Genomic DNA, 19,482 nt, shown 5'->3' on the forward strand with positions numbered 1-19,482 from the left:
CGCCGAAAGTAGTTGGTGGGAAACTACCCGCGAGGATAGGAAGCTGCCACGCAATTCGTTGGAGGACTGTTAATTCAGTCCTCCTTTTTTTGTCGTCAAAATTTAATATAATAAAGTCCAAAAAGTCTATACTTATTTAATATTAAGCGTAAAATAATTCAATGATACAAGTATAATAAAATTCTTTTTATTTAATTAATTTTTATATTTATTGTTAAAATCAACACTGTTATTATTTAGATTGGGAACAAAAAGCTAAAAAATGTAAAATATTGTTTACTAAATTTTTGATTTTTTACTTTTTGTAATAATAAATTTATTAATTTTAACAATAAAAACAAGTGTAATTTTTTACTATGATATAATTTATTTAACTTGGGGGTGGCATCATTGGATAGTTTTACTGACTTATTTTTATCTAAATCGGAAATAGAAAAGATTCAACTTTTTAACAAGATCAAATTGATCAGAACTACGCAATTAGCTAGTGCCGATTTGATCGGTACATATCGCAACCGTAATATTGTTGTGAAAGACATCAACCTTCGTAAAGCTGCTTATCAAATGAATAAGAGCTACGGAAGTGTCTACAATACCTTCTTAGGTATTCAAGAGGATTTCTATGATATTTTGGGTAAGAAGGATTACTCAGTTGAAGAAATGTTTGCTGTGACGCGCGACGGTTACCATGCATACTTGACTACTAAGTCAGATGGTTATCTTTTCTTAGACGCAATCGTTAAAGGAAAGGAAACTTCATTCAAACAGTTCTATACTGACCTTAATAGTAGTAAAGCCACGGTATTGCGTCACTTGAAACCAGTAAGAGGCTATTTGAAGCGGTTCGGTGTGAGGATCGCTTATGAACCAATGCGTTTTGTCGGTGACGAGGAAGCTATTCGTTTAGCAATTGCGGCCTTGTATTGGAATGCGACAAGGGGAGTTGTCTGGCCATTTGAGGACTTTACAAAGGAAACAGCCTTTAAAGTCGTTGATATTGCGCTGGATAAATACCGCATGAAGCCAACAAATCAAATCACTAAGCTATTTTATGCATATGTCGTTATGGCTCATTTATATAGAATCATTGACGGTAACCATATGCAGAATATGGATGCTCTGAATGTGATCAATTATCCGTTCCCTAACATCTTTGAGGGCGCCAGTGCCATGTTAGAGGGCGATACCGGTAGTCCTAAGGTTAGAGAGTTAAAACGTGCTATCAAGGAAGATGTGAGCTATGAGGAGCAAATGTTCCAATCAGCTGACTTCTACATTCTATTGATGTGTGTTCCAACGACATTCGAAGTTTCGGATGAATATCTACAATCTGTATCTAAACAATTAGTCAGATATAATCCATTATTTGCGAACTTTATTGATGACTTCTTGGAACTTATCCCGATCGATGTGGAACAAGCTATTTCAGACATGGCCTTGTCTCACAAAGAATTCTTGCGTTATAAGTATAATTTGACGACATGTATCATTGGGGTACTTGCCTTAGATCGTAACTACATTGAGATCCTTAATCTATATTCTGGATTTGGAGATGCTATTAGTAAGATCAATGATGAAAATCTTGAAAGCAAGATCAGTTCTACTGTTCAACATTTGATGTTACGTGATAAGTACAATTCACTTAAGGGTAAGTCAAAGGCTATCTCAGAAGCTATTTATGCGATCGCCTACCGCTTCTTCTCACTATATAATAAGAATATTCAAGTAAAGATTTATTTGGAACTAGAGTCATTCTTCCTCGTTTATTCTGATCTTTCAGTTACTTTGCAGTCATTGCCATACGCTAAGATCGTCAGTGATCCGCGCGATGCTGATATTATCGTGACCGCAAATAGTGATAACTTACCGGATGACCAGATGCGAAAAGATGTCTGCATCTATCGTTGGATGTATAATGGCGTCGATGGACAAATGGGTGGCCTATTGAATCTGATCTATAAAATTTGGACTGAAGAAAAAGTTACAGAGAATTCAGATCTTTAGTTTCATTTTGGTTGCTTTTTTTCTGAAAACATATTATGATGTATCTCGTGCGATGAGTCGAGAGCCGTCGAATTAGGACGGCACTTGTGGTAGGGTATCAAGCAACACCCGCAGGATTAGTGGGCGATATCTTCAGAAATTGTGTGAACCAATTATCTGATTACTCATTAGAGTACTACCGTTTAAACCATGGTTGATTATGCCATGGTTTTTTTATTGCTAAAAATATAAAAAAATTTATCGAAGAGGTGAAAAAGATGCGTGCTCAAAGAATTTGGTTATTAATATTGAACATTACTTTTAATATGGTGATGGGATTTATTTTGCCAGTCAATACGATTTTTATTCATAAGAATTTACATGAATCCTTAACTACGGCTGGATTAGCTTTGATGGCTTATTCAATTTTGATGATGGTTGGTAATGCCTTAGGTGGTGTAATGTTCGATCGTTTCTCTAGGAGAGGAACTTTGTATACAGGCTATGTTATTGCAATCGTTTCGTTAATATTCATGTCATTTCACCATGTATGGCCCACATATGCGTTCATGCTGGTTGTTTTAGGATTTGGAATGGGTCTGTCATATACAGCGATTAACGCTTATACGGCTTTTGTGGCCGAACAAATGGTAGGAGATAGTCGAACGATATTCAATATCATGTATTTGGCTGCGAATGTTGGAATCGCGATCGGTTCAACCGCAGTTGGATTCATCTTCAAGCTCAGCATCTTTTTGACTTTCTTTATTCCAGTTCTGTTATTCTTACTATGTATTATTATTTTGTTATTCAGAGGCAATGTTTTGGATCAAACTAACGAGGAAGAACTCGAGCGTGGTTCTCATCAAAAATACGTTAGTTCTGATGTTGAAGATCCAAAGATCAAGATCGGTGCCGGTAGATTCAAGTTTAACTTAGTAATTATTTGTCTATCGATCTTTATCGTTTGGCTAGGTTATTCTCAATGGGACAGCAATATTTCGATCTATATGATCGACAACGGCTTCTCAACCCGTCAATTTGGACTTGTCTTTACTTTTAACGCTGTTTCATTACTAATTATTCAACCAATCATGAATCGTGTTGCATCGAGAGTATTTAAGCTATTAAAGAATCAAATTTTCGTGGGAACGATTATTATGGGATTGTCATTCACCTTGCTTCCAGGAGCAAAGACATACGGAATGTATATCTTGAGTATGCTGATACTGACGATCGGTGAATCGATCGTCTTCCCAACGATCCCAGCATTATTAAGTAAGATGTCAACGAACAAGAATCGTGGGACTTTCCAGAGTTTTTATAGTATCTTCGGTTCTTTAGGACGGGCATTAGGTCCTTATGTGGGTAGTTTAGTTATCACAGTTATGTCATTTTCACATTTATTTATTGCTATTACGATCATGATGATCGTTGTGGCCTTTGCAATGAAGAGTGTTAAAGAATTAGATTAGAGAGTGGAGAAAAACTAATGACGATTATTATTTCAATCATAATCATAGTATTACTTCTGGTCGTTCTAATTCTGAACGCTCTTTTTTTATATCTTCAAAAGCGTGGCTCTAAAGCTTTAGGCGGTACAGCACCGCAGATCAAGCGTGACGCTGGCTTAGACGAACGGACAGAAAAATTTTTGAAGTTAAAAAAAGACGTTTGGACGATCAAATCAAAGTTCAATGGTAATAAGCTAGTGGGCTGGTTTACCGACAATAATGCTGACGTATCAGTTATTTTGGTCCATGGCTTTGCGGTCGACCACAGTTCGCTAGACATTCATGCCCAATTGTTCCATCATTTAGGCTACAATGTTTTGCAGATCGACAATCAAGCTGCCGGTCAAAGTGGTGGCAAGTACATGGGGTACGGTTATATCGAAAGCCGTGACCTGCTTGATTGGATCGACGAACTGTTACGGCATCGTCCCAATGATAAAATAATTTTATTTGGTGCTTCAATGGGAGCCGCAACAGTAATGTTGACATCAGGGGAGTCCTTACCTGATAATGTGAAAGCAGTGATTGAAGACTCTGGTTATACGAGTGCCGAAGACATTTTGAGCTATCATTGTCAAAAACGTTACAAGATCAAAGGTTTGTGGCTGATCAAAGGTGCTTCGATCATTTCTAGAATTCGAGCAGGTTTCTTTTATGGTCAGGCAAATTGCCAAAAAGCACTGGCAAAGAATCAATTACCAGTACTATTCATGCACGGCAAGAATGATTTCACAGTGCCGATTGAAATGGAACGAAAGTTATCCACCTGTGGAAACTTTTCAAGAATGGTTTATGATAGTTTAGGTGTGCATATCAGAAGTTATTATATTGATTCCAACAAATATCAAGCAACTGTGGAAAACTTTTTGGAACACTATCTCTAGGAGGAAATTATGAAAATCAAAGTTAATGATTTTATTGAAAAAGTTACTGAAGGAACATTCGAACAAAATAGTTTAGAGATCAGTAAGGACGATCTTTTGCAAGAATCACCCTGGGCACTCAATAAGGCGAAGGAACAATTGACAAAGGATCTATCCGAAAATAAATTATCGCAAGTAATGATCCACGTGGTTGATGCAGAATTTCCAATCGATTTTTATGTCGAAACAGGTGTGATCAACCTGCCATTTGACGATGCCAAGAAAGTAACTCACTTTTTTGACGATGAGGCGGAAGTAGAGACTAAGTTCTACTTATCGACTCGTTGTGACTATTTGAACGCTTCTAAGTTTCATATTGATTTAATTTCTGAAAATGAAATGAATGATACAGAAATTAAACAAACTATCGGTATAATGAAAGAGAACTATGAAACTTCTGCTGAAAATTTCAAGAATAAGGATGAAAACGAAGCAGAGAAAGAAGATTAATTATGAATTCGATGTTGTTACTATTAGTTATGGGAATAGCAGCGGGTTGTCTTGGTGCCATTTTAGGTATTGGTGGAGGGATGATCATAACGCCAGTTTTGACGATTATGATGGGTCTCGATATCAAATATGCGATCGGTGCTAGTATCATCTCCGTTATTGCGACCAGCTCAGGCTCGACGATTGCCTATTTAAAGGACGATATGCTTAATCTGCGTGTAGCGATGTTTTTGGAGATCGCTACTACGATTGGTGCTATCATGGGTGCCTTACTAGTCGGTTTATTCTCGAGTACTTTCCTGTATGTCTTATTTGGATTTTTCCTATTGTATTCAACTTACAATATGATCCGCAAGTTGATGGATAAGAAGGGCGAATCAATTTATAACGGCGATGATAAGCTCGTTGCTAAGCTTAACTTAGCTAGTACTTATTATGATAAAGCCGAACAAAAACAAGTTGATTATTCGATGAAGAATGTTCCTGGCGGTTTTATCATGATGTGGGCTGCTGGTCTTGCCAGTGGTTTACTTGGTATCGGTAGTGGTGCTTTCAAAGTTATTGCTATGGATACGATCATGAAGATGCCATTGAAGCCTTCAAGTGCAACCAGTAACTTGATGATGGGTGTTACGGCCGCTGCTAGTGCTACGGTATACTTTTTCAATGGATCGATCAGACCTGATATTGCTGGACCATTGGCCATCGGTGTTTTAGTTGGTGCTTTGATCGGTGCCCGTGTAATGCAAGTATTGAAACCTAGAATTATTAGAATGATTTTTGTTCCTATCATTTTGTATATGGGAGTGCAAATGGTTCTTAAAGGATTTGGGGTGAACTTCTAATGCCTGAGAAAAAAACAGATCTTAAGTCAATGCATGAAGAAACGAGACAAGTTGAATTAGTGATCGGTAAGATCCTGCGTATCGGCGTTATAACTTCTGCTATTGTAGTTATGATTGGTATCATTATGTATTTCGTTAATGGTGGCGGAGGTTACGATGGCAGTTTTCCACGAAGATTTGCGGCCATATTCTCCGGAATTGCGGCTGGCAAAGCCTATGCGGTCATTATGCTAGGAATTTTCTTATTGATCTTAACGCCAGTCTTACGAGTAGTCGTTTCGATCTATGCTTTTTATAAAGAACATGATAATTTATACGTTATTATTACAACGGTAGTTTTGATAATTTTGATATTTGCTATGATGATGGGATATCGAAGTTAACTAGAAGATCTCAAATGAGGTCTTTTTTTCTTTGCCCATTTTTTGAAGACAAGTACGAACGTCTGTTTTATAATGTTAGTTGATTTGTATTTTGCTCAGAAAGGAGCTCGTTATGGCGACACGTATTGGTATCAGACAATTAGTGGAATTTGTTCTACGAAAAGGCGACTTGGTTGAGAACAAAGATAGTCAGAATACTGCTCTAGCTGGAGCTAGGATTCATCGTAAGTTACAGAGTGGTCGCTCCAGTGATTACGAGAGTGAAGTTTATTTAAAAAAAATCGTTACTATGAATGATCAAGATTACGTCATCTCGGGCCGTGCCGATGGGATCGAAACGACAACTAATTCGTTACTGATCGAAGAGATCAAGACATCTGATCAAGCGTTTGAAGATATCTCTGATAATACGCATGACTTGTACTGGGGACAAGTAAAAGTCTATGGATACTTACTGCTGCAAGATAATCCTGACTTTGATGAAGTTACTTTGGAGTTGACGTATTTTCAAGTTACAAAAGAAAAAATAACTCGGACTAAAAAAGTCTTTAAACGGGCAGAATTAACTAAGTTCTTTGACGACTTGATCAAGGAATATGAATATTGGCTAACGCTAAGAGCTGATATGCGTCGTGATCGTAATGATTCGATCAAATCCCTACCGTTCCCGTTTCCGAAGTTTCGGACCGGTCAACATGAAATGGCGGGAGCAGTTTACAAGGCAATCAGTTTGCAAAAACGTTTGTTCATCGAGGCACCCACGGGAACTGGTAAGACGATCTCGACTTTGTTCCCTGCAGTCAAAGCAATGGGAGAAGACAAAATCGAACGGTTATTTTATCTGACTGCTAAGCAGAGTACCAGGCACGTAGCTGAAGAAGCTTTGGCACTGATGGCTAAAGACGGGCTGAAGATCAAGAGTGTTACTTTGACTGCTAAGGATAAGATCCGTTTTCCAGAGGAACAAGATGTAGCCCCAGAAGACAATCCTTATATGGTCGGTTATTATGATCGCTTGAAGCCCGCTTTGAAGGACTTACTGACACATGAAGATCTAATCACCCGAGCGACGATCGAAGAGTATGCTCACAAACATACGGTTGATCCGTTTGAGTTTTCACTAGATACGTCACTATTCTGTGACGTGATCATTTGTGACTACAATTATTTATTCGATCCATTAGTTTATCTGCAGAGATTTTTTACAGAACGAAATCTTGAGAATTTCTTCTTGATCGATGAAGTCCATAATTTGGTCAGTCGCTCGCGTGATATGTATTCAGCTGAGATCTCTAATGCTGCTATAACGCCGTTATTAAAGAAGGCCAAAGTCATCAAAACACAAGCTAGTGAAGATCTACAAAAAGAACTAAAAAAAGTTCGTCGTGGATTTAAGAAGTTAGCTGATGGTCTAGAAGAAGAGCAGTTAACTGAACGGATGACAGCTGAACCACCGGAATCACTCTTACGAGTACTGCGTAAATTCACCGACTTTATGACTGATTGGATGGCGCAACAAAAGCCATCGGAATTTTTTACTGCAGTTCAGGACTTTTTCTTTGATTGTCTGACCTTTGTCAAGATCGGTAATCTGTACGATGACAGTTATCAGACGAGGATCGTACTGGAAGATCAACAGGTAGTCGTTAAACAACTCTGCTTAGATCCAAGTGACTTCTTAGATAAGTCCTTGAATATGGGAGCAGGGGCAGTTTTATTCTCGGCTACTTTGTCACCAATGTCGTACTATCAAAACGTTCTGGGAGGTGAAGCTAATAGTCTTGCCTATCGCTTGCCATCGCCATTTCCACCAAAGCATCAAGCTATCTTAGTAACGCAATATATTCGCACAACTTATCGTGAACGTGAGAACAGCGAGTCCGCCATAGTGGCTAGTTTGTATACTTTGATCAAGGCTAAAAAGGGCAACTATTTGTTCTTCTTTCCGTCATATGGGTATTTGAAACAGATCAAAGAAGCCTTTGAAGCGGTCCACCCGTTGGTCAAAACTACCATGCAGGCTAATGGAATGACTAATGAGGAGCGATTGAATTTTTTGGACCAATTTCAAAAAGATCCTGACGAAACGTTAGTAGGTTTTTGTGTTCTTGGAGGGATTTTTTCCGAAGGAATCGATCTTCGAGGTGATCGACTGATCGGTGTGGCTATCGTCAGTGTGGGATTACCAGGCTTGAGTCCTGAGAATAATTTGATTCGTGATTATTATGATCAAGAAAATGGCCAGGGATTTGCGTATGCTTATCAGTTGCCAGGGATGAACAACGTCTTGCAGGCAGCCGGTCGCTTGATCCGTAGCAGTCACGATACAGGAATAATTTTGTTACTGGATCAGAGATTTGCCAGCAGACGTTATACGGAGCTGTTCCCGCCACACTGGCAGTATTACCAACGGATTCGTAATCTTGATCAATTGGTCGCTACGATCGATAATTTTTGGCATCAAACGGAGGATAATAATGAAAACAAAACTGACTCGTAATTTAGAAAGTACCCTCTATCAGTATTGTTATGAGCAAGGGAGTTATGTTGTTGAAGAAGTATCGATGCCAGACAAAAAAGGCATCGTCGATACTTTGAGTTATCAGCAACTACCTAATGGTGAAGTCGAGTGGCGTTGCTATGAACTAAAAGTTACTAAAGCGGATTTTCATTCAAAAGCTAAATTGTCTTTTATCGGTAATTATAATTACTTCGTCTTGCCACAAAAATTATACGAAGAAGTGGAGTCAGAGATCCCCACGCATATCGGTGTAATGATCTATCGATCCTTTGATAAAAAAGCCGTTGATCTATCGCCCCAAACATTACGGACACCAGGTTTTTTAACAATCGCCAAAAAAGCTCAGTATCAAGAATTACAAGTCGATGAAAAATCTCTGACCTCACACTTTGTGGCATCACTGTTTCGTGAAGTTGATAAAGCCAAACGTGTCAAAAAAGGTTTGCAACTGTACTCGGATGATCAACTATTCAAGGAAATGAAAAAACGTTCTAAGAAAGGCTATGACATCTATAAGCCAGATCACAACGTCTATGATCGATTTGTAGGAGACATTCAAAGTGATGCCGTCACGGCGCTGCAAGAAGAATTAGATGCTAGAAATGCGGAATATCAAGAATTGAAATTACAGTTGCAGAAATTAAAGCAACCAAATTTGGAGGGCAAGCTATGACTTACTATCCTTATTTGCGTGGACGCATGTACGATCTTTTGGCTCTCAAAACGTTATGTGAGGATGATTATTTAGGTGATAGTATTATTCCGATAATTGAGCCAGTGCGAGATTCTAAAGAATTACAACAGACGGTTGAGAGCTTTATAAAACATCATCAGCCCTTCAGTTTGATTGCTAATCCGCAAGTCAGTTTGTACGGATTAAATGGTGAAGCTAAAATTCATCCATTACCAGATCTATCTGAAGTTAACTTTTTTCATCCGGCTGCCATTTTAGCACCAGATTTCAGCAGTGATTTTCTGAAAACAACGAGTACACAAACGAGTTTTTTGATTGCAAAGAATTATCCTTTACTGAAAGCCTATGAAAACACTCGCTTGCTGAAGAAAATCGACAATATTTTTATACCTGAAGAAGCTAGATTACACCAAATAGTTGGCGCCAAAGCAATTTCATTGACTGATCCTTTAGCTTTCGTTGATCATGTAGCTGACTATGAAAATGTTAATGATGAATACTTTCAACCAGCTAGTTGGTGGCAGCAAGTCGATAATTATCATGGCTTTGGAGATTATTCAATGGTTGGTAGTCATTACTTTGATAAAGGGATGCCATCACGGGCCATTGCGATTCACATTATTTATGCAACCACTAATGGAACTTTGCGAATCCATCACTTTGTCTCAGATAGCAATGAAACAATGGGTGGCCAAAAAATAAAATTTTTTGAGGCACTACATAAATTAATAATGTGGTCCCCTAAATTACAGGGATTAAACAATACCCCAGCATTACAAGAATTATTGAAATATAACGAGCAAAATAAGTTTCCCGGATTGGGGAATGTCAAAAAGTTATCCTTAATGCACCATTTCCAACTGATGCACCGGTTAGGGGAGTTGAGAAATGCTTAAATAGTTTTGAGGTGGAATGTCGCTTCCGGTCAGCAGTAATTACATCAGATGCGGGACCGATTTGAGCCACAAAGCGGTCTCAAGTCTCGCGTTCTTGCTTTGTATAAACCGCAAATCAAGAGCGACGTCCAGTGCTGTAAATACGGAAAACCACCGCATTAACACCACTTTCGCTACTGATTCCATTACTGCTGACCGGAAGCTGAATATATATCAATCAAAAATAGCATATCGCAGCAATTTGGATATATTAATATCCGGTTGCTGTGATATGCTATTTTAATTTGTAAAATAAAAATCTGAATATTACTTTATTTCAAAGTAGATGGTAGCTTAGAAGTAATACAAACCTAGCTGAGTGTGGCCAACAATGGAATCCGCCGTAAAAGTGTTCTAAGCGATTTATCGCTTAGAACACTGGACGACTGGGAAGACTACAGGCTTCCCAGCGAGGTTGAAAACGCAGTTTGAAACCGGTCCACGGCAGATGGAATTGTTGACCACACTTAGCGGCAACCAGGCAACCAGCGACAAACAATAACTACTTAAGTTTTTTAATCTTGTTAAACAATTCCCCACCATTATCAGTAGTACCGTTGTCATCGTTCAAACCAATGTCATAATCAGAATCCTTCATAGCTTCAACTTGGCCCATCAAATAACCATTACCAACTTGTGAGAAGAAGTCATGATTAGTTGTACCAGTAGAAATACCGTTCATAACGATTGGATTAACATCTTCAGCATTACCATCAGGGAAGAGTGGTGATTGACCTAAGTTCATCAAAGCCTTATTGGCGTTATAACGAAGAAAGACCATTACTTCTTCAGTCCAATTAGTACCTTTGTACAATTCATTAGTGTATTTTTCCTCATTGTCATAGAGTTCATACAATAAGTTATACATCCAATCTTGCATCTTTTCTTGTTCGTCATTTGATAATTCTTCAAAGCCCAATTGGAATTTGTAGCCAATATAAGTTCCGTGAACTGATTCATCACGAATGATCAATTTAATGATTTCAGCCACGTTAGCCAGTTTGTTATTTCCAAGGTAATAAAGTGGGGTATAGAAACCAGAATAGAATAAGAAACTCTCCAAGAAGACACTGGCGACTTTCTTTTGTAGCGGTTGACCATTTTGATAAATATTATTAATGATCTCGGCCTTTTTTTGTAAGAATTCGTTGTGATCGGTCCAGTCAAAAATCTCTTCGATCTCTTCAGCAGAGTTCAAAGTACTGAAAATGGAAGAATAACTCTTGGCGTGAACTGACTCCATAAACTGGATGTTATTGAAGACGGCAGTTTCGGCTTGAGTTCTCGTGTCCTTCAACATGGCTTCGATACCATCTTGTGATTGAAGAGTATCGAGTAAAGTCAAACCACCAAAAACGTGTCCTACGACAGTTTGTTCGAGTTTGCTTAAGGTTCTCCAATCATCCATATCGTTAGATAGTGGGATACGTGTATCTAACCAAAATTGAGAAGTGAGTTTCTCCCAAGTAGCCTTATCGACTACATCTTCAAGTTTGTTCCAGTTCATGGCTTTGTAATACGTGTCAACCATTGTTAAATCCTCCTAAATTGAGCAGCTTTCACATTCGTTGCTTCCGATTTCATCGTTGTTTTCTGTAAATGTACGAACATAATATAGTGACTTGATACCCTTGTAATAAGCGTAATTACGCAAGATGCTGAGATCACGGGTAGTTTGTTTAGGTTCATTTTTCCATTCATAGAGACCTTCAGGAATGACCGATCGAACGAAGAGTGTCAAACTCATGCCTTGATCAACGAAGCGTTGTGCTGAAGCATAAATATCGATGACTTTACGCATATCAGTATCGTAAGCTGATTTGTAATATTTAATAGTATCGTTACTTAGTAATGGAGCTGGGAAGTATAACTTACCGTTCTTCTTCTCTTGACGTTCTTCAACTAAACGAGTGATCGGTTGGAGACTGGCACTTGTATTATTGACGTAAGAGATCGATCCGTTAGGAGCTACAGCGAGACGATAGGCGTTATACAAACCATCACGCTGAACGTCAGCTTTCAGATTGGCCCAATCATTTTGATCAGGAATCTTAATACCGGCGAATAGTTCTTTCACGAGGTCAGATTTGGGAGCAAAACTTTCTTTGAGATACTTATCGAAGTATGAGCCGTCAGCGTAGGCAGATTTTTCGAAATTGGCAAAAGTTTCGTGACGTTCTTTGGCGATATGATTACTTTCAACTAAGGTCCAGTAGTTGAGCAGCATGAAGTAAACACCGATGAATTCAATTGATTCAGGTGAACCGTATTCGATATGATGTTTAGCCAGATAGGTGTGTAATCCCATAGCTCCAAGACCAACGGAATGACTCATCTTATTACCATGTGCTACTGAAGGTACAGCAGTAATGTTTGAAGCATCACTGACGAAGGTCAAAGCGCGCAGCATAGAACGGATCGACTTACCGAAGTCAGGACTCTCCATCATGTTCAAAATATTTGTCGAGCCTAGATTACAGCTGACATCAGTTCCTAGTTTGGTATATTCTTGAGCATCGTTTAATTCAGAAGGAATCTGGACTTGTTGGATCTCGGTACAGAGATTACTCATGATGACTTTACCATCGATTGGATTGTCACGATTGACAGTGTCGATGTTTAAGACGTAGGGATAACCAGATTCTTGTTGCAGTTTACTGATCTCGTCTTCCAGTTCACGAGCTTTTATCTTGTATTTCTTGATGCGGTCATCTTGTACCATCTTGTCATATTCTTTAGTGATGTCGACATAAGAGAATGGAACGCCATAAACACGTTCAACTGAATAAGGGCTGAATAAATACATGTCGGCATCGTTTCTGATCAATTCGTAATACTTGTCAGGGACGATGACACCGAGTGAAAGAGTCTTAACACGAACTTTTTCGTCGGCATTTTCTTTTTTAGCGGACAAGAAGTCAATAATATCTGGGTGGAAGACATTCAAATAAACCGCACCAGCACCTTGACGTTGGCCCAATTGGTTACTGTAACTGAAACTGTCTTCGAGTAATTTCATAACTGGTAAGACACCGGAAGATGAATTATCGATCCCTTTGATCGGTGAACCTGATTCACGCAGATTGGATAACGTGATACCAACCCCGCCACCGATACGTGATAGTTGCAAAGCTGAGTTGATCGTCCGACCAATACTGTTCATATCGTCAGTAACTTGTAATAAGAAACAAGAGACATATTCACCACGACGTTTACGGCCGGCATTGAGAAATGATGGAGTAGCAGGTTGGTAACGTTGCATGATCATTTCGTTAGCTAATGTAGTAGCTTGTTCTTGATCGCCGTGAGCGAAGAGTAGGGCGTTGAAAAGGATCCGCATCTCATAGTTTTCCAAATATAAATCACCATCGTTAGTCTTGATAACGTATTGATTGAAAAATTTATAAGCAGCCATGAAAGACTTGAATTGGAAATGTTTAGCTAAGAGTGATTGGTAAAGATTGTCGATAAATTCAAACGGATATTCATCGATAACTTCTTTTTCGATGTAGTCATTGTCGACCAAATAGTCGATATGATCTTTGAATGAAGCAAATTTCATAGTATTTGGTTCGACATTTTCAGCGAAGAAGGCTTTAACAGCTTCTTGGTCTTTGTTCAAAGGAATCTTGCCATCGACTGGAATGTTGATTTCGTTATTTAGCTTGAAGTAACTTACCTTCGTTACATCTAGATTATTTAGTCCCAAAGTTATTCACTACTTTCTTGAAATTTTCTACGTCTTTCTTAGTACCGTTGAACTCAAACTCGAAGACGACCGGAACATCTAGTCCCTTAGCAATGTCTCTGGCAGTGTGGTTGTATAAAGAATTGAAATTACGGTTACCACCGCCAGCTAAGCCGACACAGTTCTTAGCGTTGTCTTTGTATTGTAAGAAATCTACGACTGGATCCATCATATCATCGTCGTATGCCGGAACGATGAGAATAAAAGACCGATCCATTTCGTGAAAAGGATCGGCGTCAGATATTTCATATCCATTTAGGCCGGTCTTATTGACGAAGCGTCGTGTTTGGCCGGTAATTGAGTAGTAGGCTATGTCGACCATTAGTTAGCTAATTCTTTCAAGCTATCTGGACGAAAACCGACGATAGGGTCACTATTTTCAGGCATAACTACTGGTACACTTTGGAAGCCTTGTTCTTTTAACATATCAAGGTATTTTGGTTCTTGATTGATGTTGTGTTCTTCAAAATTGATATTGTGTTCTTTTAAGTATCTCTTTGTCATTTTGCATTGCATGCAGTTGTTTTTGCTATATACGATTACGTTGTTCATAATGATCCGCTCCCTCGAAATGTGATTCATTCACTAGTATAAAACATTCAATATATCAATACTAGTAATTATTCTTGTGAAAACACAAGATATAGTATTGTATAATAATTGGTCTACATTATGGTGTGGCTACAAAGACCAGTTTGACGGTTATTGTCTAGAGAATAATGTTCTGAATTTTATTATATTTAGTTTTTTCGTGGTAAAATTACCGTAATGACTATTATATGTTTTTCAGTTAAAATTACAAATGCTGAAGGGCAATAATTTAGTAGGGAGAAGATTATGAGTTCTTGGAATTTTGTGGGAATAATCGCCTGGATCATAGTGATCGCACTATTGATCTTCGTGGTATTTAATATTAGAAATCGCCATTTAAAAATATTAGTTGTCCAAAAAGGTGGCATTACTTGGAAGACGATCTTAGTTGATCTGTTAGAAATTGTTGTGGTCATCTTGGCGGTAAGTGCAATGCTATATGTAACCTTGTTCTCAAGAGTTGATTTGAAGGACAAGAACGACATTGCGATGTCTTATAAGTACGAACCAATGATCGTACAAACTACTAATGATGGTCAGGGTTATTACGTCAAGATTGATAAAAAAGACAAGCACAGTGATAACGATGTTTATCAATATTGGGTGAACAATTCAACTTATACTGTCTCAAGTCACAATGCGACTATTTCGGATGCAACATTACCGTTTAATGTCTCAGGGATGCGTATGAATTGGCCAATGGACAAGATCAAGAAGATGGATTCTAAGTATCAGTATGCTTATGTCATCACAGCACAAGCTAAGTATAAGAACAACTTCGCCAACGGCTTAGGTCTCAAAGCAGGACGCTTTGCAGTCGAATACCGTGTCTTGAGGGTACCAGCTCGTTCATTTATTGATGTGGAAGCAGAGAAAGAATAATAAGAACAAAAATGGAGCTATGACATGATTGCCATAGCTCCATTTAGCTTTTCAAGTTTTACTTTTTAATTTTTTTGATACTTACAACTATTTTATTATTGAGTTCCATCTTGTTTGTATCATCTTTAGGATCGTTCTTGACGATTTCCATCAAAGCTGAATGCTCGTAGACTTTTTCAACTTTACCTTCAAAGGGATAATCCATATCTTCATCCACTTTGCACTTGTAAACTTCTCCAACCTTTAAATCTTCTATTTTCATATGTATAAATCTCCTAGGATTTTTTACTTAACAGACTAGTATAATAATATAGTAGAAGAAATAATTCAAATAATAGGATACATTATGGATAAAAAAATTATCGTGATCACCGGTGCTAGCGGTACTGGTAAGACAACTATCAGTCAATATTTAAAGAAAAAATATCATATTCCTCCCGTCTTAACACATACAACAAGGGCTCCCCGAGCTGGCGAGGTTGATGGGGTCGACTATCATTTTGAAACGGATGAAACTTTTGCTAAAAATCATTATTTGGAACAAGTGGAATATTCCGGTTTTCACTATGGTTCTTCAGAAGAGAGTCTTAACCAGACTTGGAAAAAAGTTGATATTGCTAGTATTGTTGTTGATACGGCCGGGGCTATTTCCTATAAGAAGAAGTATGGGGACGCAGCGGTAGTGATATTTTTAGAAGTAGATCTAGAGACAGTGGCACAGAGATTGCACGATCGTGGGGATGCTTCTGAACGATTGATTAAGCGAATCAACAGCGAAGAATTTAAGCGAGATCTGAAAATTCCGGATGAATTAAAGGGAAAATCATATGAAATTATTAACAAAGACATCGATTTAACCAAAAAAAGAGTCGATGAGGTAATAAATCACCTAATATTCAAGTAATTTGATTATTCACAAAAAGGCCACTAATGCTGATATATCGACGTTAGTGGCCCTTTTGCTTTGTGAAAGACAAAGTGTAACATTCTTATACAATTGCTGTAACATTTCTGCAATATTCAGAGTGTATTATAGTCATCGTTGAGTGATAAGAAAATAACATTTAAGAAAAATTTAAACAATTAAAAAAAACAAACCATTACGGGGGATTTCAATTTTGAATACTAAAGTTAAAAAAGGTCTAATTACATTTACAGCAGCTGCTTCATTAGCAGTTACAGGATTAGGTGTTTCAAACGCTTCTTCTACAACAGTTAAAGCTGATACAGCTACACCTGTTGCAGTTCGTACAAACAATATGGCAATCCTTTATTCATCTGCTTCATCAACTGCTAAGACTGCTGGTCGTGCACTTGCTGCAAATACTGACTGGGCTGTTGGTAAATCAGCAACAGACGCTTCAGGTAACACTTTCTACTATGTAGGTGCAAACGAATGGGTTAAGGCTTCAGACGTTACTGATGTTTCTACAATTACACAAGCAGCTACTGAAGACTCAAGTGCTTCAACACAATCAGATGTTGACGCAGTTATCAGTACTGCTAAACAATACTTAGGTACACCTTATGTATGGGGTGGTAAGACACCTGCAGGATTCGACTGCTCAGGTTTCACATCATACGTATACCAACAAGCAACAGGTAAGAGCATCGGTGGTTACACAGTAGCTCAAGAATCAGCTGGTACACAAGAAGCTGTTTCACAAGCTTCAGCCGGAGACCTATTGTTCTGGGGTGGCCATGGTTCTACATACCACGTAGGTATTTACTTAGGTAACAACCAATACATCGCTGCACCACAACCAGGCGAATCAGTTAAGATTTCAAGTATATCAAGTTACTTCATGCCTTCATTCGCTGTTAAGGTTCTATAATACAAATTCAAAATTAAAATCGCTTAGACTGCCATTGGCAGTCTTTTTTTGTATACTTTAGATATTAAACAAAAAAATGGAGAAACTTATCATGGAAAAGATTCTGGAAAAGGCAATTAGTTTAATTAAACCCCAAATGACGATCAGCTTTGGTGGTGGCAATACAGTCAATCGACTGATCAAAGAAGTAGCTAAACAAAAACTCGACATAAAGGTTTGTACACCTTCAGAAGTAACGAAGAAAAATTGTCAAAGCTTAGGCATGTCAGTCTTAGAGTTAGATCAGATCAAGCAGATCGATCTAGCTTTTGACGGCTGTGATAGTTTGGATGAGAATTTGAATGCATTGAAGAGTAATGGTGGGATCCATACGTTTGAAAGAATCTATGCACAACAAGCTAAGAACTATATAATATTAGCTCCCAAAGAGCGCATGAGATCACAACTAGATCCTGATGTCTTTCTCTGTTTAGAAGTTGTCGAAGCAGCGATTCCTCAAGTTTGTTCTGTCGTATCAGAATTAGGTGGTCAAGCTACAGTTCGCCAATCAAGTGATATTGCTGGTATGGTACGAACGAAGTTAGGTAACGGGTTAGTGGATTACACGTTTGATAATTGGGACCAGATCGAGACGATCGACCAACGATTGAGTTCATTTAACGGTGTCGTCAGTACTTCGTATTTTCATGGACTAGTTACGGCTGCTTTGTTAGCCGATAATGACCAAGTAATCGTCAAAGGAAGTTTGAAATGAAAGCCGCATATATTGAAAAAACTGGTTCCTACAAAGAAATAAAAATTGGTGAATTACCACTTCCTACTATTAAAAATAACGAGGTCTTGGTGAAAGTTAGTTATACATCGGTCAATCATGTCGATACTTTCGTTAGGGCAGGTGGATTTGAGACTAAGATGAACTTTCCCTTTGTGATTGGTCGCGATGCCGTGGGAATCGTAGAAAAGATCGGTCAGGCCGTAAATAATTTTCAAGTCGGTGATCATGTTTGGACTAATAGTATGGGCTACGATGGACGAGTTGGTGTTACTAGTGAGTTTGTGGCTATTCCAGATAATCGTTTGTTTAAGGCTCCAAAGGTCGATCCAGTACAACTAGTAGCGTCAGTGCATTCTTCAGCGACGGCCGCAATAATTTTGAACGATATTTTTCAAGTGAAGCGTAATGGTAGTATTTTGATCGAAGGTGCTGCTGGTCATGTTGGGACTAAGTTAGTTCAATTGAGTAAGTTATTAGGATTAAAAGTTACCACGACTAGTAATACGAATGACTTTGAGCAATTGATAAAACTCGGAAGCAATCAGACAATCGATTATCATACTGATATTTCGTTAGTAAAAAATAAATTTGATTACATTATTGATACTTCAGGTAGAGTCGACTTGAATCAGAATCTTCAAAAATTGAAGCTTTACGGACAGGTGGTTTTGATCACAGCCCCAAAAACTAACCAATTCGCATTTGATGTTAGACAATTTTATACCAGCTCGAAGTCAATCAAAGGATTTGTTATCAGTCACGCCACTTTGGAACAAATACAAAAAGCCAGCAGAGTGTTGAACTACTGGCTTGAACAAGGATATTTGTTGGATGATGCTTGTGAGGTACTGCCACTAGCAGACGCTTCTAAGGCACATCAAATGCTGGAAGAAGGCAGTGATCACAAGCAACGCTTGGTATTAAAACTTATTTGATCTCGATCAATAATGAGCAGATCTTACCATCATCATCAAACCGGTAATAGTCGAAGCCGTGCAAGGCAAAAATCGAACCATCACTCTTAAGTCCAGCGACGGACCACTCAGTTTGATAGTAATTTTCAATAGTGTGAGTGTTGAAGATGTGCTTTAGCTTTTTGTTCTGACTAAAAAATGATCTGAAGAAAGCAGCTGCTTCTTCCTTATTAGTGGCAGTTTCATTGCAGCCGGATCTGATGGCGACATTGTCCGCAAAGAGATCGATAATGTCATTTACTGCTTGTTGGTCATCTGATGCAAAATCTGAAAGTTCAAAATATTTTTTGATAGTTTCTTTATTCTTATCTAAAGTCTTGTTCATCATAATAATAAAACACCTTCTTATACTGGTCTGAAGCTAAGTATAATCAGATTCTGTGAAAAAGCTAACAAAAATCCTCGAGAAAATATTATATTTCTCGAGGA

At 38.2% G+C, this 19,482-nt stretch carries 20 protein-coding genes; 14 read left to right on the forward strand and 6 right to left on the reverse strand.

Annotated elements, in window-relative coordinates:
• Positions 1-381: 381 nt before the first annotated feature.
• From U8519_RS10790 to U8519_RS10830, 9 genes are all read left to right on the forward strand, one after another.
• The gene (locus tag U8519_RS10790) at positions 382-2,004 is read left to right on the forward strand and encodes a helix-turn-helix domain-containing protein (protein WP_334330324.1); all 1,623 of its coding nucleotides are present in this window, start codon (positions 382-384) and stop codon (positions 2,002-2,004) included.
• Between the two features lie 257 nt (positions 2,005-2,261).
• The gene (locus U8519_RS10795) at positions 2,262-3,458 is read left to right on the forward strand and encodes an MFS transporter (protein WP_334330325.1); all 1,197 of its coding nucleotides are present in this window, start codon (positions 2,262-2,264) and stop codon (positions 3,456-3,458) included.
• A 17-nt stretch (positions 3,459-3,475) separates the two neighbouring features.
• Positions 3,476-4,381 carry an alpha/beta hydrolase gene (locus U8519_RS10800; protein WP_334330326.1) on the forward strand — a complete coding sequence of 302 codons (906 nt, stop codon included), beginning with the start codon at positions 3,476-3,478 and terminating at the stop codon, positions 4,379-4,381.
• A gap of 9 nt (positions 4,382-4,390) precedes the next feature.
• Positions 4,391-4,870, forward strand: coding sequence for a hypothetical protein (locus U8519_RS10805; protein WP_334330327.1), 480 nt, complete (start codon positions 4,391-4,393; stop codon positions 4,868-4,870).
• A 2-nt stretch (positions 4,871-4,872) separates the two neighbouring features.
• Positions 4,873-5,715 carry a sulfite exporter TauE/SafE family protein gene (locus U8519_RS10810; protein WP_442892151.1) on the forward strand — a complete coding sequence of 281 codons (843 nt, stop codon included), beginning with the start codon at positions 4,873-4,875 and terminating at the stop codon, positions 5,713-5,715.
• A complete protein-coding gene (locus U8519_RS10815) occupies positions 5,715-6,098 on the forward strand; it encodes a DUF1634 domain-containing protein (RefSeq protein WP_334330328.1) in 384 nt (127 codons plus the stop codon). Before U8519_RS10810 ends, U8519_RS10815 begins: the two co-directional genes overlap by 1 nt.
• 112 nt (positions 6,099-6,210) lie before the next feature.
• On the forward strand, positions 6,211-8,598 hold the full coding sequence (locus tag U8519_RS10820) for an ATP-dependent DNA helicase (protein WP_334330329.1): 2,388 nt from the start codon (positions 6,211-6,213) through the stop codon (positions 8,596-8,598).
• Complete coding sequence (locus U8519_RS10825) at positions 8,576-9,292, forward strand: hypothetical protein (protein ID WP_334330330.1); 717 nt, start codon at positions 8,576-8,578, stop codon at positions 9,290-9,292. The genes U8519_RS10820 and U8519_RS10825 overlap by 23 nt, the downstream gene beginning before the upstream one ends.
• On the forward strand, positions 9,289-10,209 hold the full coding sequence (locus U8519_RS10830; RefSeq protein ID WP_334330331.1) for a sce7725 family protein: 921 nt from the start codon (positions 9,289-9,291) through the stop codon (positions 10,207-10,209). Before U8519_RS10825 ends, U8519_RS10830 begins: the two co-directional genes overlap by 4 nt.
• Positions 10,210-10,750: 541 nt before the next feature.
• Here U8519_RS10830 and nrdF read toward each other — a convergent pair.
• The 4 genes from nrdF to nrdH are packed head-to-tail and all read right to left on the reverse strand — an operon-like array spanning position 10,751 to position 14,548.
• Positions 10,751-11,779 (reverse strand): class 1b ribonucleoside-diphosphate reductase subunit beta, encoded by a 1,029-nt coding sequence (gene nrdF, locus U8519_RS10835; RefSeq protein ID WP_334330332.1) that lies wholly within the window; start codon positions 11,777-11,779, stop codon positions 10,751-10,753.
• Between the two features lie 12 nt (positions 11,780-11,791).
• Complete coding sequence (nrdE, locus tag U8519_RS10840; RefSeq protein ID WP_334330333.1) at positions 11,792-13,957, reverse strand: class 1b ribonucleoside-diphosphate reductase subunit alpha; 2,166 nt, start codon at positions 13,955-13,957, stop codon at positions 11,792-11,794.
• The gene (nrdI, locus tag U8519_RS10845; protein WP_334330334.1) at positions 13,944-14,318 is read right to left on the reverse strand and encodes a class Ib ribonucleoside-diphosphate reductase assembly flavoprotein NrdI; all 375 of its coding nucleotides are present in this window, start codon (positions 14,316-14,318) and stop codon (positions 13,944-13,946) included. Before nrdI ends, nrdE begins: the two co-directional genes overlap by 14 nt.
• Positions 14,318-14,548: a glutaredoxin-like protein NrdH gene (gene nrdH / locus U8519_RS10850; RefSeq protein WP_025023293.1), complete on the reverse strand. Its 231-nt coding sequence runs from the start codon at positions 14,546-14,548 to the stop codon at positions 14,318-14,320. The genes nrdI and nrdH overlap by 1 nt, the downstream gene beginning before the upstream one ends.
• A gap of 285 nt (positions 14,549-14,833) precedes the next feature.
• Here nrdH and U8519_RS10855 point away from each other — a divergent pair, with 285 nt between their 5' ends.
• Positions 14,834-15,469 carry an LVIS_2131 family protein gene (locus U8519_RS10855; RefSeq protein WP_334330335.1) on the forward strand — a complete coding sequence of 212 codons (636 nt, stop codon included), beginning with the start codon at positions 14,834-14,836 and terminating at the stop codon, positions 15,467-15,469.
• A 58-nt stretch (positions 15,470-15,527) separates the two neighbouring features.
• Here the strand turns inward: U8519_RS10855 and U8519_RS10860 are convergent, their stop codons facing one another.
• Positions 15,528-15,731, reverse strand: coding sequence for a DUF2187 domain-containing protein (locus tag U8519_RS10860; RefSeq protein WP_125568947.1), 204 nt, complete (start codon positions 15,729-15,731; stop codon positions 15,528-15,530).
• A gap of 84 nt (positions 15,732-15,815) precedes the next feature.
• Here U8519_RS10860 and U8519_RS10865 point away from each other — a divergent pair, with 84 nt between their 5' ends.
• The 4 genes from U8519_RS10865 to U8519_RS10880 all read left to right on the forward strand — a co-directional run bounded on the left by U8519_RS10865 (position 15,816) and on the right by U8519_RS10880 (position 19,014).
• Positions 15,816-16,373: a guanylate kinase gene (locus tag U8519_RS10865; protein ID WP_334330336.1), complete on the forward strand. Its 558-nt coding sequence runs from the start codon at positions 15,816-15,818 to the stop codon at positions 16,371-16,373.
• A 214-nt stretch (positions 16,374-16,587) separates the two neighbouring features.
• The gene (locus U8519_RS10870) at positions 16,588-17,304 is read left to right on the forward strand and encodes a C40 family peptidase (protein ID WP_334330337.1); all 717 of its coding nucleotides are present in this window, start codon (positions 16,588-16,590) and stop codon (positions 17,302-17,304) included.
• A 91-nt stretch (positions 17,305-17,395) separates the two neighbouring features.
• Complete coding sequence (locus U8519_RS10875) at positions 17,396-18,058, forward strand: ribose-5-phosphate isomerase A (RefSeq protein WP_334330338.1); 663 nt, start codon at positions 17,396-17,398, stop codon at positions 18,056-18,058.
• On the forward strand, positions 18,055-19,014 hold the full coding sequence (locus U8519_RS10880; RefSeq protein ID WP_334330339.1) for a quinone oxidoreductase family protein: 960 nt from the start codon (positions 18,055-18,057) through the stop codon (positions 19,012-19,014). The genes U8519_RS10875 and U8519_RS10880 overlap by 4 nt, the downstream gene beginning before the upstream one ends.
• Here the strand turns inward: U8519_RS10880 and U8519_RS10885 are convergent.
• Entirely contained in the window at positions 19,007-19,381 is a 375-nt protein-coding gene (locus U8519_RS10885) for a nuclear transport factor 2 family protein (protein ID WP_334330340.1), read from the reverse strand. The two genes, U8519_RS10880 and U8519_RS10885, sit on opposite strands and share 8 nt — an antisense overlap.
• Positions 19,382-19,482: the final 101 nt, after the last annotated feature.

This window comes from Companilactobacillus sp. HBUAS59699, assembly GCF_036913575.1.
GTDB lineage: Bacteria > Bacillota > Bacilli > Lactobacillales > Lactobacillaceae > Companilactobacillus.